Source organism: Mycobacterium sp. SMC-4 (assembly GCF_050205565.1).
GTDB lineage: Bacteria > Actinomycetota > Actinomycetes > Mycobacteriales > Mycobacteriaceae > Mycobacterium.
Map to the genome: position 1 here is coordinate 71,546 of NZ_JBNMQU010000017.1, position 14,599 is coordinate 86,144.

General features: G+C 66.2%; 18 protein-coding genes and 3 tRNA genes. 12 read left to right on the top strand and 9 right to left on the bottom strand.

Translation table 11 applies throughout. The features are described from left to right. Nucleotides 1-218: 218 nt before the first annotated feature. Complete coding sequence (locus ACQI46_RS24660; protein WP_427096671.1) at nt 219-656, top strand: hypothetical protein; 438 nt, start codon at nt 219-221, stop codon at nt 654-656. 29 nt (nt 657-685) lie between these two features. On the opposite strand, the gene ACQI46_RS24665 is transcribed toward ACQI46_RS24660, so the two are convergent. The 3 genes from ACQI46_RS24665 to ACQI46_RS24675 form a co-directional block, all read right to left on the bottom strand. Further along, nucleotides 686-1,597 (bottom strand): tetratricopeptide repeat protein, encoded by a 912-nt coding sequence (locus tag ACQI46_RS24665; protein ID WP_427096672.1) that lies wholly within the window; start codon nt 1,595-1,597, stop codon nt 686-688. A gap of 57 nt (nt 1,598-1,654) precedes the next feature. Beyond that, nucleotides 1,655-1,727, bottom strand: a tRNA-Arg gene (locus ACQI46_RS24670). Nucleotides 1,728-1,753: 26 nt separating this feature from the next. Beyond that, nucleotides 1,754-1,842: transfer RNA gene (locus ACQI46_RS24675), tRNA-Ser, on the bottom strand. Nucleotides 1,843-1,925: 83 nt separating this feature from the next. Between ACQI46_RS24675 and hisC the strand changes: the two genes are divergently transcribed. Genes hisC through ACQI46_RS24700 form a run of 5 tightly spaced genes read left to right on the top strand, consistent with a single transcriptional unit; the run spans nt 1,926 to nt 5,123 of the window. Beyond that, the gene (gene hisC, locus ACQI46_RS24680) at nt 1,926-2,981 is read left to right on the top strand and encodes a histidinol-phosphate transaminase (RefSeq protein ID WP_427096673.1); all 1,056 of its coding nucleotides are present in this window, start codon (nt 1,926-1,928) and stop codon (nt 2,979-2,981) included. Then, a complete protein-coding gene (locus ACQI46_RS24685; protein ID WP_427096674.1) occupies nt 2,978-3,451 on the top strand; it encodes a DUF4334 domain-containing protein in 474 nt (157 codons plus the stop codon). The genes hisC and ACQI46_RS24685 overlap by 4 nt, the downstream gene beginning before the upstream one ends. Nucleotides 3,452-3,468: 17 nt before the next feature. Continuing rightward, nucleotides 3,469-3,930: a hypothetical protein gene (locus ACQI46_RS24690; protein WP_427096675.1), complete on the top strand. Its 462-nt coding sequence runs from the start codon at nt 3,469-3,471 to the stop codon at nt 3,928-3,930. A gap of 19 nt (nt 3,931-3,949) precedes the next feature. Beyond that, nucleotides 3,950-4,771 carry a crotonase/enoyl-CoA hydratase family protein gene (locus ACQI46_RS24695; protein WP_427096676.1) on the top strand — a complete coding sequence of 274 codons (822 nt, stop codon included), beginning with the start codon at nt 3,950-3,952 and terminating at the stop codon, nt 4,769-4,771. Between the two features lie 43 nt (nt 4,772-4,814). After that, the gene (locus ACQI46_RS24700; protein ID WP_427096677.1) at nt 4,815-5,123 is read left to right on the top strand and encodes a hypothetical protein; all 309 of its coding nucleotides are present in this window, start codon (nt 4,815-4,817) and stop codon (nt 5,121-5,123) included. 27 nt (nt 5,124-5,150) lie between these two features. Here ACQI46_RS24700 and ACQI46_RS24705 read toward each other — a convergent pair whose 3' ends face one another. From ACQI46_RS24705 to ACQI46_RS24715, 3 genes are all read right to left on the bottom strand, one after another. Next, a complete protein-coding gene (locus tag ACQI46_RS24705) occupies nt 5,151-5,468 on the bottom strand; it encodes a hypothetical protein (protein WP_427096678.1) in 318 nt (105 codons plus the stop codon). Nucleotides 5,469-5,542: 74 nt separating this feature from the next. Next, a tRNA-Ser gene (locus ACQI46_RS24710) sits at nt 5,543-5,632 on the bottom strand. A 10-nt stretch (nt 5,633-5,642) separates the two neighbouring features. Further along, complete coding sequence (locus ACQI46_RS24715; RefSeq protein ID WP_427096679.1) at nt 5,643-6,155, bottom strand: MarR family winged helix-turn-helix transcriptional regulator; 513 nt, start codon at nt 6,153-6,155, stop codon at nt 5,643-5,645. 93 nt (nt 6,156-6,248) lie between these two features. On the opposite strand from ACQI46_RS24715, the gene ACQI46_RS24720 reads away from it, so the two are divergent. Then, a complete protein-coding gene (locus ACQI46_RS24720) occupies nt 6,249-7,220 on the top strand; it encodes an NAD(P)H-quinone oxidoreductase (RefSeq protein WP_427096680.1) in 972 nt (323 codons plus the stop codon). A gap of 3 nt (nt 7,221-7,223) precedes the next feature. Here ACQI46_RS24720 and ACQI46_RS24725 read toward each other — a convergent pair whose 3' ends face one another. After that, nucleotides 7,224-8,420 (bottom strand): cysteine desulfurase-like protein, encoded by a 1,197-nt coding sequence (locus ACQI46_RS24725; protein ID WP_427096681.1) that lies wholly within the window; start codon nt 8,418-8,420, stop codon nt 7,224-7,226. Between the two features lie 383 nt (nt 8,421-8,803). Here ACQI46_RS24725 and ACQI46_RS24730 point away from each other — a divergent pair, with 383 nt between their 5' ends. The 4 genes from ACQI46_RS24730 (at nt 8,804) to ACQI46_RS24745 (ending at nt 11,979) form a co-directional block, all read left to right on the top strand. Beyond that, the gene (locus tag ACQI46_RS24730) at nt 8,804-9,316 is read left to right on the top strand and encodes a bacterial proteasome activator family protein (RefSeq protein WP_427096682.1); all 513 of its coding nucleotides are present in this window, start codon (nt 8,804-8,806) and stop codon (nt 9,314-9,316) included. Nucleotides 9,317-9,324: 8 nt separating this feature from the next. After that, entirely contained in the window at nt 9,325-10,128 is an 804-nt protein-coding gene (locus ACQI46_RS24735; protein WP_427096683.1) for an ABC transporter ATP-binding protein, read from the top strand. 109 nt (nt 10,129-10,237) lie between these two features. Then, a complete protein-coding gene (locus ACQI46_RS24740) occupies nt 10,238-11,152 on the top strand; it encodes a glycosyltransferase (RefSeq protein WP_427096696.1) in 915 nt (304 codons plus the stop codon). Next, nucleotides 11,149-11,979 carry an ABC transporter permease gene (locus ACQI46_RS24745; protein ID WP_427096684.1) on the top strand — a complete coding sequence of 277 codons (831 nt, stop codon included), beginning with the start codon at nt 11,149-11,151 and terminating at the stop codon, nt 11,977-11,979. Before ACQI46_RS24740 ends, ACQI46_RS24745 begins: the two co-directional genes overlap by 4 nt. A gap of 4 nt (nt 11,980-11,983) precedes the next feature. Here the strand turns inward: ACQI46_RS24745 and ACQI46_RS24750 are convergent, their stop codons facing one another. Together ACQI46_RS24750 and ACQI46_RS24755 are read right to left on the bottom strand one after the other, a co-directional pair. Beyond that, entirely contained in the window at nt 11,984-12,427 is a 444-nt protein-coding gene (locus ACQI46_RS24750; protein ID WP_427096685.1) for a pyridoxamine 5'-phosphate oxidase family protein, read from the bottom strand. A gap of 66 nt (nt 12,428-12,493) precedes the next feature. Continuing rightward, the gene (locus ACQI46_RS24755; RefSeq protein WP_427096686.1) at nt 12,494-12,952 is read right to left on the bottom strand and encodes a carboxymuconolactone decarboxylase family protein; all 459 of its coding nucleotides are present in this window, start codon (nt 12,950-12,952) and stop codon (nt 12,494-12,496) included. Nucleotides 12,953-13,001: 49 nt separating this feature from the next. Between ACQI46_RS24755 and ACQI46_RS24760 the strand changes: the two genes are divergently transcribed. Next, entirely contained in the window at nt 13,002-14,402 is a 1,401-nt protein-coding gene (locus ACQI46_RS24760) for a PLP-dependent aminotransferase family protein (RefSeq protein ID WP_427096687.1), read from the top strand. Nucleotides 14,403-14,599: the final 197 nt, after the last annotated feature.

The following is a 14,599-nucleotide window of genomic DNA, read 5'->3' on the forward strand; positions in this document are numbered from 1 at the left end:
TTCACTACGCGGCCGGATGCCAGACGGTCGTATCAGAGTGTGGTTCATCGGGTCCCCGGTTGTGGCGCGAGAGATCGGATTGACGGGAAGTCAGTACGACGGCTGGTCTGGACTGTTCTCGCCAGAGGACTTCGAGGACATTCAGGTCGAAGAGATCTGAATTGTGCTCCAGCCGATTCCAGCACAACATCCTTTACCCGCGATCGAGGGCAAAAGTGATGACGTCTCGCGACCTTGACCTGCCGAGTGATATGCCGGTCACGGGAGCCATCGCCAAATATCGCGGCGCCTGGTACCGGATCGCCTTCAGCACTGACGACTGGGTGGCTTTGCGCACGGAACCGGACGATGAAATTCCAGACTCCTTCGAATCAGGCGAGTCTGCAATCGGATTCGGGCACCGTCGACCCTGGGTCAAGGTCCCGACCTCCGTCGTCGATGAGGTCGTCCACCTCAACGTCAGCGGCGCCCTCAAGGGGCACAGAGTTTCGCTACGCCACGAATACCACGACGGCCGGATCGGGGTGGAGTTCATCGGCTCGCCCTCAGTCGCCCGTGAGTTGGGACTCGACGGCGACCAATACCTGGGATGGACCGGGGTGGTGGCTCCCGAAGACCTGCAAGACATTCGCGTCGACGAAACTCGACGCGACTGAGCGCCCGGGTGCTGCCAAGCGTCGGACGCCTACGCCCCCGTGACCCACCCGAGCACCGTCAGACCCACGACACCAAGCAGAAGCAAAGGCCCAGCCACGTCGGTCACGGGATTGGACCCGAGCGACGCTGTGATCAACCCGACGACGACCGCGAGCACGACAAAGCCGAGTCGCAACGCCAGCGGGAAGCGATGCGCCAAAATGGTCTTCAATATCGGACGGGGCACCGTGCGCGCCACCCAGCCGACCCCGACCGCGAGCGAAACGCTGAGCGCGGCCGCGGCGATCCTCGGGATGAATGTCGGCAGGCCGTCATTGTGCGCGGCCATCACCACGATGAGCGCGACGGCCAGGAACACCACCGACGCGGTCGTCATCCGCAGCACCCGAGTCACAGCCAGGCCGATGTTCTGGTTGGCCAACTGCTCCAGAGCCGGGTTCAGCCGCCCCACATCGAGCAGGCCGCGTACCGCGTCGGTCAACGTGCCCCACCGCAGCCGGCTCACCGACAGATTGTGAACGGCCACGGCATGGGTCGGCTCCAGCCGTAGCGCCGCCTGGTACGCCGCCTCCGCGGCGGACGTGTTGCCCAGCGATCGATGGACGTCGCCGAGCAACACCAGCGAGTCCGTCGAAGCGGGATTCAACCGCAGCGCCTCGTTCACCACGACGAGCGCCTGCTGTTCCTGACCGGACTCGTGCAACAGGCTGGCGTAGGTGTACTGCGCTAGATGCGACTGCGGGTGTGCGCTGACCGTCTGCCACGCCATCGATATGGCTTCAGTCACTCGGCCCAGCCCGTGCAGCGCCAGCGTGTACAAGCGCATCGCGTGCTCGTTGTCGGGTTCGGCGGACAGTGCCGCCCAAGCGGCCGACGCGACGCCCGAGTAGTCCTTGAACCGCATGCGCTCTTGGGCCTGCCGCAGGGGCTCCGACGTCACTCGGAAATCGTATCTGCGCCGGAACGTGACATTGCGCGCGAATTCGCTGGTGAAAAGTGCGCCCGAAGGGATTCGAACCCCTAACCTTCTGATCCGTAGTCAGATGCTCTATCCGTTGAGCTACGGGCGCTCGGGTACTGCATATTCAATTAAGAGCGGAGGCGAGAGGATTTGAACCTCCGGTCCCCTGTAAGGGGGACAACTCATTAGCAGTGAGTCCCATTCGGCCGCTCTGGCACGCCTCCCGACGTTTACCGCCGCTGCGACAGAGTACACAGGGCCCGCCTCGGGAAGCAAAGCAGCTCCGACGCGGCCCTAAACTGTTCGGGTGTCCGTGCGCCTCCGCCCCGAAATGGCCGACCTTCCCGCCTACGCTCCGGGCAAGACCGTGCCGGGCGCAATCAAGATCGCCAGCAACGAAACCGTCCACGGCCCGCTGCCCAGTGTGCGCACCGCGATCGAGCAGGCCATCGACGGCATCAACCGCTACCCGGACAACGGGTACGTCGAGCTCAAGGAGCGTCTGGCCAAGCACGTCAACTTCGCGCCCGAGCACATCTCCGTCGGCTGCGGGTCGGTCAGCCTGTGTCAGCAGCTCATCCAGATCACCAGCACCGTCGGCGACGAAGTGCTGTTCGGCTGGCGAAGCTTCGAGATCTATCCGCTGCAGGTCCGCACCGCCGGCGCGACGCCGGTGCAGGTCCCGCTGCGCGATCACACCTTCGACCTGGACGCGATGCTCGCCGCGATCACCGACCGCACCCGGCTGATCTTCGTGTGCAACCCCAACAACCCGACCAGCACCGTCGTCGACCCCGACGCGCTGGCCCGCTTCGTCGAAGCCGTGCCGCCGCACATCCTGGTGGTCCTCGATGAGGCCTACATCGAGTACATCCGCGACGGCCTGGTGCCCGACAGCTTCGGGTTGGTCCGCGCCCATCGGAATGTCGTTGTGCTGAGGACTTTCTCGAAGGCCTACGGACTGGCCGGCTTGCGCGTCGGGTACGCGGTGGCCGACCCGGAGATCGTCTCGGCGCTGTCGAAGGTGTACGTGCCGTTCACGGCGACCAGCCTGTCGCAGGCGGCCGCGATCGCCTGCCTGGACGCCGCCGACGAGCTGCTCGAACGCACCGACGCCGTCGTCGCCGAACGCACCCGGGTCTCGACCGCCCTGCGCGACGCCGGCTACGAGCTGCCACCGTCCCAGGCCAATTTCGTGTGGCTGCCGCTGGTCGGACGCGCGCAGCAATTCGCCGCCGACGCCGCCAACAGCCGCATCATCGTGCGCCCCTACGGGGAAGACGGCGTCCGCGTCACGGTGGCCGCCCCACACGAGAACGACGCCTTCCTGGACTTCGCACGACAGTGGATCGGAGCCGCATGAGCAACGCGCTGCAGACTTTCACCAGCCTCAAGAACCGGGCCGGCAAGCTCGACGACGCCGAACTCGACGCGTTCTGGGCGACGCTGAAGCCGGCCACGATCGACTTCATGATCGGCGAGTGGCAGGGCGGCGAGTTCCACACCGGTCACAAGGCCAACGGCTTCATGGAGAAGCTCAACTGGTACGGCAAGACCTTCCACTCCCCCGCCGACGCCAAGCCTCTGGTGTGCCTGGACGCCGAGGGCAACAAGTTCTCCAACACCGAGGCGATGAACGGCGAAGCCAGCCTGTGGATGGAGGAGTTCCGCGGCGAGGTCGTCGCCACGATGGTCTACGACGGCAGACCGGTGCACGACCACTTCAAGGTCGTCGACGACAACACCGTCGTCGGGATCATGAACGGCAAGGGCGCCCTGGACACCCGCTCAGGCAACCCGCGTCACCTGTATTTCTATCTCGAACGCCGGTAGCCGCCTATCGTGGCGGGATGACAACGCACGCACGGGTCACCGCGGCGACGCTGATCGGTCTGACGGTCGCGCTCGGCCTGACCACCGCGTGCACCCGAACCACCGAAGGCGTCGTCGCGCAGACGACCCAACCCGGACCCGCGCTGACATCGGCGCCTACCCCCGGGGCGGAGGCGCCCGGGATGCCCTCCATCCCGGGGCTCCCCGACTTCACTCTTCCGAACATTCCGTTGCCCACCGGCGGGCCGGAGGTTCCTGACGTGCCGGCACCGGCGAACTCCTTGACCATGACGTGCGAGGAGTTCATCGACCTCGATCAAGCCACCAAACGCGCTGTGGTGCGGGCGATCATGGAGGAGAACGGCACCATCCTCGGCTCCGACGGATCATTCCTCGAAGAGCTCCTCGCCGACACCGGCTGTCAGCTGATGCCGACCGCGAAAGTCAGCGAGGTCCTGATGGGATCGCTGCCGGGCTGAGTGGCTAGCCTTTCTGAGCATGAGCGCTTACGAATCGGTGACCGTCGACATCTCCGACCGCATCGCCGAGGTCACGCTGATCGGCCCCGGCAAGGGCAACGCGATGGGCCCGGCCTTCTGGGCAGAGCTGCCCGTCGTCTTCGAAGAGCTCGACGCCGATCCCGACGTGCGGGCGATCGTGCTGACCGGCTCGGGTCGCAACTTCAGCTACGGCCTGGATCTACTCGCCATGGGCGACACCCTGGGCTCGATGATGGGTCAGGGCTCGTCGTCCAAGCCGCGCGCCGACTTCCACAAGCGCATCAAAGCCATGCAGCAGTCGATCACCGCGGTCGCCGACTGCCGCACCCCGACCATCGCATCGGTGCACGGATGGTGCATCGGCGGCGGCGTCGACCTGATCTCGGCCGTCGACATCCGCTACGCCAGCGCCGACGCGAAGTTCTCGGTGCGTGAGGTCAAGCTCGCGATCGTCGCCGACGTGGGCTCGCTGGCCCGCCTGCCCTACATCCTGACCGACGGACATCTGCGCGAACTGGCGCTGACAGGCAAGGACATCGACGCCGCTCGCGCCGAGAAGATCGGTCTGGTCAACGACGTCTACCCCGATGCCGAGGCGACGCTGGCGGCCGCGCGAGCCACCGCGGCCGAGATCGCCGCCAACCCGCCCCACACAGTGCACGGCATCAAAGATGTCCTCGACGAGCAGCGGACCGCGGCAGTGGCGGCGAGCCTGCGCTACGTGGCCGCATGGAACTCGGCGTTCCTGCCGTCCAATGACCTCTCCGAGGGCATCAAGGCGATGTTCGAGAAGCGGCCACCGAACTTCACCGGGGAGTAGTTCTACGGATCCCCGCAGCGCGTGCACAGCCGAACATGTCGTTATGGATGAAGAAGCCGACCGCCGTGTCATGTTGTCGATCGCCGGCCTCGCGGGGATGTTCGTTGCCTATCTGTTGGCGTTGACGGTACTCATGGACACCAACATGGCCTCGAAGTTCGAGAACGGGGTCGCACCGACGGGAACCGACGTCGCCGGCGTGCAGACCACCGTCATCCTGAGCATCGTCGCTGCTGGCGGGGCAGTGGTGGCGTCTCTCGCCAGCGGCAAGACGGTCGTGGCCGTGCTGGCGGTCCTGGCGTTTGTGCCATTCGGCCTGCTGTCCCTGATCACGCTCGGATTGGCGTTCTGACCGACGCGCTTCGACAGTGACCGTCGGTCAGATCACTCCCGACAGGTGGAGGGTCGCGACGAGGTCGAGGATGTGCAACAACCCTAGGAACGCCAAAATCGCGCCGACGACGATGAGCCCGACGCCGCGTGACGCCGGCGGCGATGACCGATGTTCGTCGGGCAGGGCCGGCCCGCCCGACTGCAGCAGGCGACGGTCATCTTCACGGTCCCAACGAGCACGAGCGAGGCGGCGGCGGACACCGACAGCGATCAGTGCGGCGCCCGCGGACGTGAACAGGACTGCTCGGATCGCGGGGCCAAGCCACGACTCTCCACCGCCTTGGGCGAGCACAAGCTCGACCATCACTTGTTCCCCCCTGGATCACGAAGGTCGGACGATCGCCGAAGACCGTGAACAAGAACGTTTCCACCCCTGAATGGCGGTGGCGGAGGGATTTGAACCCCCGGACGGTGTTAGCCGTCTCTCGCTTTCAAGGCGAGTGCATTAGGCCGCTCTGCCACGCCACCGCGGGACAGTCTAGACGCGGCCGAGTTTGGGGGTCGGCCCCCCGGACTTCAGCCCCGCGCTGATGCGGCGGCAGTTCTCGCCCATCGCCACCACCTGCGGCCGCGACAGCGGCTCGAGGAAGTGCGCCCGCACGGCAGCGCCGTAGGTCTCCAGAGCGGCGGCCAACGCGTCACGGCCCTCGGGCGTGATGGTGGCCAGAACCCCGCGGCCGTCGTCCGGGCTGGCGCCGCGCACCACCAACTGCTGCACCTCCAGCCGATGGATCTGCCGCGTCACCCGACTGGGCAGGGACATCAGCGCCTCAGCCAGATCCCCCATCCGCGCCGAACCCGTCACCGACTTGGCCAGCAGATCGAGCAGACGCACGTCGTTGAGCGTGAGCCGGTGCTCGTCCACCAACGAACGGTTCATCGTGGCGTACAGCCGTAACGCCGCGTCCAAGAAGTTCTGCCACGCCTTCTGCTCGGCGATGTCCAGCCCGGGCGTATCACTGGCCGTACGCCCCGCAATGGTCCCCACCATATTGACCCCCTTATTTGTCCACATAGTAGGCCCGAGATTCATTGCTGGTGGCGGAAAGCGTCGGGGTTTCCGCAGCGTAGTAGCGTCTCCAGGATGCACGCGATCGTGGCCGAGGGCGGCCGACTTAGCTGGCAGACGGTACCCGACGTCTCACCGGACGTCGGAGAGGTCTTGATCAAAGTCAGCACCGCTGGAGTGAACCGCGCCGACTTGATGCAGGCCGCAGGCAATTACCCGCCGCCGCCGGGGGCCAGCGAGATCATCGGCCTCGAGGTGTCCGGCACCATCGCAGCAGTCGGCGACGGGGTTACTGAGTGGTCGCCGGGCCAGCAGGTCTGTGCGTTGCTGGCCGGCGGGGGCTACGCCGAGTACGTCTGCGTGCCGGCCGGACAGGTCCTGCCGGTGCCCGACGGTGTCGCCCTGGCACATGCGGCCGGTCTGCCCGAGGTGGCGTGCACGGTGTGGTCGAACCTGGTGATGACGGCCGGCATGCGCGCCCCCCACCTCGTTCTGCTGCACGGCGGCGCAAGCGGAATCGGGACGCATGCCATCCAGGTCGCACGCGCCCTGGGCTGCCGGGTCGCCGTCACCGCGGGCTCACGCAACAAGCTCGACCTGTGCGCAGAACTCGGCGCCGAGATCACCATCGACTACCACAACGAGGACTTCGTCGAGGTGCTGCGGGAGCACGGCGGCGCCGACGTCATCCTTGACATCATCGGCGCGGCCTACCTGGCCCGCAACGTCGATGCGCTGGCGCACGACGGTCGACTGGTGATCATCGGCATGCAGGGCGGCGCCAAGGCCGAGATCAACATCGCGAAGCTGTTGGCCAAGCGCGGCGGCGTGTTCGCCACGGCCCTGCGGGCGCGGCCGGTGGACGGGGACGCCGGCAAGAGCGAAATCGTCGCCCAGGTGCGTGACCGGGTGTGGCCGCTGATCGTCGACGGGCAGGTTCGCCCGGTGATCGGCGCGGAGTTCCCGGTGACCGAGGCGCAGGCCGCCCACGAGTTGCTCGACTCCGGTGACGTGTCAGGGAAAATCCTGCTGCGCGTTGATCATTGAGCGTCAGCCCAGGGAGGCCAGCGCCCGCACCAGCTGATCCACTTCCGCCGTGGTGGTGTAGTGCGCAAGACCGACGGTCACCGCGCCGCCGATGTCGTCGACGCCGATCAGGTCGAGCACGCGTGAGTTCGCGTTCGGAATCGCCAGGATGCCGTTGTCAGCCAGTCGCTGTACCACCCGGTCGGCGGGCACGTTGTTCACCGCGAAGCTCACGACCGGGATACGCATCTCGGGTTCACCGATCACCATGACCGTCGGCAGGGACCGCAGCGAGCTCAGCAGGTAGTCGAAGACCCTGTCGAGGTAGTGGGACGCCGAGCGCATGGAAATCTCCAACCGCTCGCGGCGCGAACCCTGAGCCGAATCATCCAGCGCTGCAAGATATTCGACGCTGGCGACGACGCCGCCCAGGAAGCCGAACTGATGCGCACCGACTTCGAGTCGGGCCGGACCGGTTGCGTACGGGTTGAACGAGATCGACCCCAGCGCATCCAGCAGCGACGGATCCCGGAACGCAAGCGCCCCGATGGGCGGGCCACCCCAGGCCAGGGCATTGACCGCGACCACGTCGGCGTCGACGTCGGCGATGTCCAACAGCCGGTATGGAGCGGCCGCTGAGTGATCGACGACCACCAGGCCGCCGACCTCGTGCACCAGTTTGGTGACCTCGCGCAGATCGGTGACAGTGCCCACCGTCGAGGACGCCGACGTGACGGCGACCAGCCGGGTGGGCCGGCTGACCAGATCTTCCCATTGCCAGGTGGGCAACTCACCGGTCTCGATGTCGACCTCGGCCCATTTCACCTTCGCGCCGAACCGGTTGGCGGCGCGCAGCCACGGCGCGATGTTGGCTTCGTCGTCGAGTCGGGTGACGACCACTTCATAGCCCAGACCCAACCGGGTGGACGCGGCGTCGGCCAGGGCCGTCAGCAGTAGTGCCCGATCGGCGCCGAGCACTACGCCCGCAGGATCGGCGTTGACCAGGTCAGCGATCGCCTGGCGGGCGGCGGCGAGCACCGCGGCACTACGGCGTGAGCTCGGATGGGGGCTGTCCACGGTCGGCATCGAACCTCGGAACGCTGTCGACACCGCGCGTGCGACCGTATCCGGCAACAACATGCCGTTCTGCGCGTCCAGGTGAACCCAGCCATCGCCCAACGACGGGTGCAGACCCCGCACCCGGGCGACGTCGTATGCCATGTCAGCCCACCTTAGCGCGTTGAAGAATGCTGTTGAACCTCCCGTTTCCGAGGATTCCGCGAGGGAACGACGTCGCTGTCGTCGCCCTGCTATGCCCGGACCGGGTCATCTGCGCAGCCATACTAGTCCAGCACCCTGACGCTCCGGTGTGCTACTCACCGCATCGTTGCTGTTCAACGAACTGCTGACGTTACAGCCCAGCTCGGGACCGTCCGGGCGGGATCTGGCCGGTTGCGAAGACATCGGCGGCGACGGCAGGACACGACCTGGCGGGCACGTCTGTCGGGAAATGCCCCGAGCCTGAGGGAAGATCGAGGTCGACCAGAGAATGTTGCGGGCAGGCCGACCGCATACAACACGGGACGCTGAGGCACTCTAGGACCATGACTAGCAACACCGACGACGACAACATCGAGATCATCGGCGGCGACGGTTCCGACGACGAGGGCGGATCCGACAGCCGGTCGTTGACCGAGCTCGTCGAACAACCGGCCAAGGTCATGCGTATCGGCACGATGATCAAGCAGCTGCTGGAGGAGGTACGTGCCGCTCCTCTGGACGAGGCCAGCAGAGGTCGGCTGCGCGACATCCACCGCACCAGCATCAGCGAGCTCGAAGACGGACTGGCTCCGGAACTGCGTGAGGAGCTCGAGCGTCTGACGCTGCCGTTCACCGACGAGTCCGTCCCGTCCGACGCCGAGCTCCGGATCGCGCAGGCCCAGCTGGTGGGTTGGCTCGAAGGACTGTTCCACGGCATCCAGACCGCCCTGTTCGCCCAGCAGATGGCTGCGCGTCAGCAACTCGAACAGATGCGTCAGGGCGCACTGCCTCCCGGAGCGGGCATCCCCGGCCAGCGAGGCACACCGGGCCATCCGGGCACCGGCCAGTATTTGTGAGACCGGGCGTGGCGAGTCCATCTGAACCGTTCATCGAAACCCGCAACGCCTGGGTCGAGTTTCCGATCTTCGACGCCAAGACGAGGTCGTTGAAGAAGGCCTTCCTGGGTAAGGCGGGTGGGGCCATCGGCCGCAACGACTCCAACGTCGTGGTCATCGAGGCGCTGCGGGACATCACCATGTCGCTGAAGATGGGCGACCGCGTCGGGCTGGTCGGCCACAACGGCGCCGGCAAGTCGACGCTGTTGCGCCTGCTGTCGGGCATCTACGAACCGACCCGGGGCGTGGCCACCGTGCGCGGCCGTGTCGCGCCCGTGTTCGACCTGGGCGTCGGGATGGACCCGGAGATCTCGGGGTTCGAGAACATACTCATCCGCGGGCTGTTTCTCGGTCAGACACGCAAGCAGATGCTGGCCAAGGTCGATGAGATCGCCGAGTTCACCGAACTCGGCGACTACCTGTCCATGCCCCTGCGCACCTACTCCACCGGCATGCGGGTCCGGCTCGCAATGGGCGTGGTCACCAGCATCGACCCGGAGATCCTGCTGCTCGACGAGGGTATCGGTGCCGTCGACGCCGAGTTTCTGAAGAAAGCTCAGAGCCGGTTGGCCGACCTGGTCTCCCGGTCCGGGATCCTGGTGTTCGCCAGCCATTCCAACGAGTTCCTCGCGCGCCTGTGCAACACCGCGATGTGGATCGACCACGGCACCATCAAGATGGAAGGCGGGATCGAAGACGTCGTGCGCGCCTACGAAGGTGAGGACGCTGCCAGGCACGTGCGTGAGGTGCTCGAGGAGACGGCGCGTGGATGAGCGCTCGCGCGAAGACCATGTGACGGATGAGCGCTCGCGCGAAGACCATGTGACGGATGAGCGCTCGCGCGAAGACCATGTGACGGATGAGCGCTCGCGCGAAGACCATGTGACGGATGAGCGCATCTGCACGGTCGTCGTCACGCACCGCCGGCCCGACGAACTGGCCAAATCTCTGGACGCGATCGCCGGACAGAGCCGGCGACCCGATCACCTGATCGTCGTCGACAACGACTTCTCCGACGACGGTGACGGCCGGGTCCGGGACCTGGTGACCGGCCAGCCGATGGAGACCACTTACCTGGGATCGCGCCGCAACCTGGGCGGCGCGGGGGGTTTCGCACTCGGCATCCTGCACGCGCTCGCCCTCGGCGCCGACTGGGTCTGGCTGGCCGACGACGACGGCCGACCTCAGGACCCCGAAGTGCTGGCAACGTTGTTGGACTGCGCCCAGAGGTACGGACTGGCGGAAGTCTCACCGATGATCTGCGACCTCGACGACCCCGAGCGGTTGGCCTTTCCGCTGCGCCGCGGCCTGGTCTGGCGTCGCCGGGTCAGCGAGTTACGCACCGACGCAACGCTTCCGGACGTCATGCCCGGAATCTCACACCTCTTCAACGGGGCATTGTTCCGCGCCGAGACGCTGGAGGCGGTCGGCGTGCCGGACCTCCGACTGTTCATGCGCGGCGACGAAACCGAGATCCATCGTCGGCTGCAACGCAGCGGACTTCCTTTCGGAACCTGCCTGAACGCGGTGTACCTCCATCCGCAGGGAGGCGACGAGTTCCGTCCCATCCTCGGCGGCCGGATGCACACTCAGTATCCCGACAACGAAGCCAAACGCTTCTACACCTACCGCAACCGCGGATACCTGCAGGCACAACCGGGCATGCGCAAACTGCTACCGCAGGAATGGCTGCGATTCGGCTGGTACTTCCTGATCACCCGGCGTGACCCCGCGGGCCTGCGGGAGTGGATGAGGTTGCGGCGGTTGGGCCGCCGCGAAAGGTTCGGACAGAAATGACGATCATGGATGCCGCGGCGCAGTCTCGAACCTTCGCGCGGGCGTGGGGTGATCTGGTCGAGGGCTTCGGCAAGCGGGAGCTGTGGCTGCACCTCGGCTGGCAGGACATCAAGCAGCGATACCGTCGCTCGGTACTCGGCCCGTTCTGGATCACCATCGCCACCGGCACGACGGCGGTCGCCATGGGCGGCCTGTACTCGATGCTGTTCAAACTCGAACTGTCCGAACACCTTCCCTACGTGACGCTTGGGCTGATCGTCTGGAACCTGATCAACGCGTCGATCCTGGAGGGTGCCGACGTCTTCGTCGCCAACGAGGGACTGATCAAGCAGCTGCCCACGCCGCTGTCAGTCCACGTCTACCGACTGGTCTGGCGGCAGATGCTGCTGTTCGCGCACAACATCATCATCTTCGTGATCATCGCCGTCATCTATCCCAAGCCATGGCACTGGACAGATCTGACCTTCATCCCGGCGCTGGCACTGATCGCGGCGAACTGCGTCTGGGTCGCACTGTGTTTCGGCATTCTGGCCACCCGCTACCGCGACATCAGCCCACTGCTGGGCAGCCTGGTGCAGCTACTGTTCTTCATGACGCCGATCATCTGGAACGAGTCCACGCTCCAAGCTCAAGGAGCGGGCGGCTGGGCCAAGATCGTCGAGCTCAATCCGCTGCTGCACTACCTGGACATCGTGCGCGCCCCACTGCTGGGCGCCGACCAGGAACTGCGGCACTGGCTGGTGGTGATCGCACTGACCGTCATCGGCTGGGTGTTCGCCGCGTTGGCGATGCGCCAGTACCGCGCCCGGGTCCCCTACTGGGTGTGACGGGTCAGCTGCTCAGTTCGGTGGCATCGGGTTCGGGACCGAAGACGAACCGTCGGCCCGTCACCGCCTGCGGAGTGATGCGGACGAACCGGGACTTCGGTGTGGCGATCCACGGGTAGAGCCCGGCGCGTTGCGCTTTGACCGTGTCGTTCGACCCGGCCACCAGTTTGGCTCTCCCGCGGACCACCACGCTCCACCCTTCGACGAGGTTGTGGTCGTCGGCCTCGAACAGGACGTTCTCGTTGAGCACAGTCGTCAGCAGCTTGGTGCCTTCGGCGGTACGGAACAGCAGAGTCTTGTCTTGGACAACGAAGTTGACCGGGAAGATCTCGGTCCAGCCGTTCACCGTCGTCACCAGCCGGCCCAAAGACAGGCCTGCCAACAGATTCCAGCTCTCGGCCTCGGTCAGCTCGGTGACCGGTGACTCGGATGTGGTTGTGGCGTCCATGTCTTCATGGTGCGCGCCGGACGTGGCGGTTCGTAGGGTCCTATGGCACTTCCTGTCGTAGTCCCGTCACCGCGTGGGCGGTGGGGTCTGCGCCACGGCGTTGATGCGGTTCCAGGCGTTGATCGTCACGGCCATCGCGACGACCTGCCCCAGTTCCCGCTCGGTGAACTCGCTCGCGGCGCGGCGGTACACCTCGTCGGAGACCCCACCGTGGCCCAGTACCGTGACGGCCTCGGTCAACGCGAGGGCAGCCCGCTCACGCGTCGTGAAAATGTCGCTGGCCTCGTCCCAGGCGGCCAGCAGGTTGAGCTTCTGCTCGCCGACTCCATGCTTGCGCGCGTCGCGGGTGTGCATGTCGAGGCAGAACGCGCAGCGGTTGATCTGGGAGGCACGAATCTTGATGAGCTCAGCCAACTTCGGATCGATGTCCTTGCCGGCGGCTGTCGAGAGGACCATCATCGCTTCGTAGAGCTCCGGCGATGCCTTGTAGATCTTGAATCTCGGTTCGGTGAGTGTCTGCGTCATGAGTTCGAAAGTAGCCCGCAATGGCCCAATATGATGGTTCAATTCGAGGGTGACTTCGTGGGCCAATCTGGGTAGTCGGGACCTCCATCTCGATCTGGCCGCGACCCTGGCACCGGGCACCCGCGGCGCGAAAGACGCCCTGATCGCCGCGCTGCGCGACGCTGTCCGGTCGAGCCGCCTCCCCCCAGGGACCAAGCTTCCGCCGTCGCGCACACTGGCCTCGGACCTGGGATTGGCCCGCAACACCGTCGCCGATGCGTACGCCGAGCTGGTGGCCGAAGGGTGGCTCGGCTCCCGGCAGGGCGCGGGCACGTGGGTCGTCAACGCTCCCCGCCCGACATCACCAGCCCGTCTGCGCGGACCCGCAGTCCGCCCGCTGCACAACCTGATGCCCGGCTCCCCCGACGTCTCGCAGTTCCCCCGCAGCCAGTGGATCGCGGCCACCCGGCAGGCTCTCTCGACTGCACCCAACGACGCTCTGCAGCTGAGTGATCCACGTGGACGCTCGGAGCTGCGCAACGCTTTGGCCGAGTACCTGGCACGGGCGCGCGGTGTGCGCACCTCGCCGGAGACGATCGTCGTCTGCGCCGGCGTTCGGCATGCCGTGGAGCTACTGGCGCGCGTGTTGGGCGGCCCGATCGCCGTTGAAGCGTACGGGCTGTACCTGTTCCGGGAGGCGATCGCCGCCTGCGGTGTGACGACGGTGCCCATCGGAGTGGACGAGTACGGCGCGCGCGTCGACGAACTCGACCCACTGGACGTGTCGGCGGCGCTCCTGACGCCTGCGCACCACCAGCCTCTGGGGATGGCGCTACATCCGGCGCGCCGGACCGCCGCGATCGAATGGGCGCAACGCACAGGACGTTTCGTTCTCGACGACGACTATGACGGCGAGTTCCGCTACGACCGTCAGCCGGTCGGAGCACTACAGGCACTGGACCCGTCGCGGGTGGTCTACCTCGGGTCGACCAGCAAGAGTTTGTCGCCGGCACTGCGGCTGGGCTGGATGGTGCTGCCCGAGGAACTGGTCGACCCGGTGATCGAAATGGCTGGCGGGCAACAGTTCTACGTCGATGCCATCAATCAGCTGGCATTCGCCGAATTCGTCACCGCCGGACACTACGACCGGCACATCCGCCGTATGCGGCTGCGGTACCGCCGTCGTCGCGATGTCCTGGTGTCGGCGCTTGACGAGTTCGACGTGTCGGTCAGCGGGCTCTCAGCAGGTGTGAACCTGGTCGTGGCACTCCCCGAGGGCGCGGAACCGGAAGTCATGCATCGGGCCGGCGATGCAGGCATCGCCTTGGCCGGCCTGTCGATCATGCGCCACCCTGATGCCTCTGCCGGTACCGCTGACGGGCTCATCGTCGGCTTCTCGGCACCGGCCGAACATGCCTTTGCCCCAGCCGTTTCCGCGTTGTGCGCAGTGTTGCGCGACAGTGGGTTGTAGCGCACGAAAAAGGGGCGCCTGGTGTCAGGCGCCCCTTCGTCGGTGTGGGGTGTTACTTGATGTCGACGAAGTAGGTGCGGCCGGCAGGGACCTGGATGCGGTCGTCGCGCTGGGCATCCCAGACCCACTTGGTGAATTCCGGGCCGGGCCGCACCGAGACCACGGTGGCGTCCTTGAGCGCGGTGTCGCCCTGGCGG

Bases quoted from the DNA above. Each gene is read 5' to 3' on its own strand.
- ACQI46_RS24720 (WP_427096680.1), top strand. From the start codon at position 6,249: ATGCACGCGATCGTGGCCGAGGGCGGCCGACTTAGCTGGCAGACGGTA.
- ACQI46_RS24690 (WP_427096675.1), top strand. From the start codon at position 3,469: ATGACAACGCACGCACGGGTCACCGCGGCGACGCTGATCGGTCTGACG.
- ACQI46_RS24745 (WP_427096684.1), top strand. From the start codon at position 11,149: ATGACGATCATGGATGCCGCGGCGCAGTCTCGAACCTTCGCGCGGGCG.
- ACQI46_RS24705 (WP_427096678.1), bottom strand. From the start codon at position 5,468: ATGGTCGAGCTTGTGCTCGCCCAAGGCGGTGGAGAGTCGTGGCTTGGC.
- ACQI46_RS24660 (WP_427096671.1), top strand. From the start codon at position 219: ATGACGTCTCGCGACCTTGACCTGCCGAGTGATATGCCGGTCACGGGA.
- ACQI46_RS24750 (WP_427096685.1), bottom strand. From the start codon at position 12,427: ATGGACGCCACAACCACATCCGAGTCACCGGTCACCGAGCTGACCGAG.
- ACQI46_RS24715 (WP_427096679.1), bottom strand. From the start codon at position 6,155: ATGGTGGGGACCATTGCGGGGCGTACGGCCAGTGATACGCCCGGGCTG.
- ACQI46_RS24700 (WP_427096677.1), top strand. From the start codon at position 4,815: ATGGATGAAGAAGCCGACCGCCGTGTCATGTTGTCGATCGCCGGCCTC.
- ACQI46_RS24685 (WP_427096674.1), top strand. From the start codon at position 2,978: ATGAGCAACGCGCTGCAGACTTTCACCAGCCTCAAGAACCGGGCCGGC.
- ACQI46_RS24695 (WP_427096676.1), top strand. From the start codon at position 3,950: ATGAGCGCTTACGAATCGGTGACCGTCGACATCTCCGACCGCATCGCC.
- ACQI46_RS24730 (WP_427096682.1), top strand. From the start codon at position 8,804: ATGACTAGCAACACCGACGACGACAACATCGAGATCATCGGCGGCGAC.
- ACQI46_RS24755 (WP_427096686.1), bottom strand. From the start codon at position 12,952: ATGACGCAGACACTCACCGAACCGAGATTCAAGATCTACAAGGCATCG.
- ACQI46_RS24725 (WP_427096681.1), bottom strand. From the start codon at position 8,420: ATGGCATACGACGTCGCCCGGGTGCGGGGTCTGCACCCGTCGTTGGGC.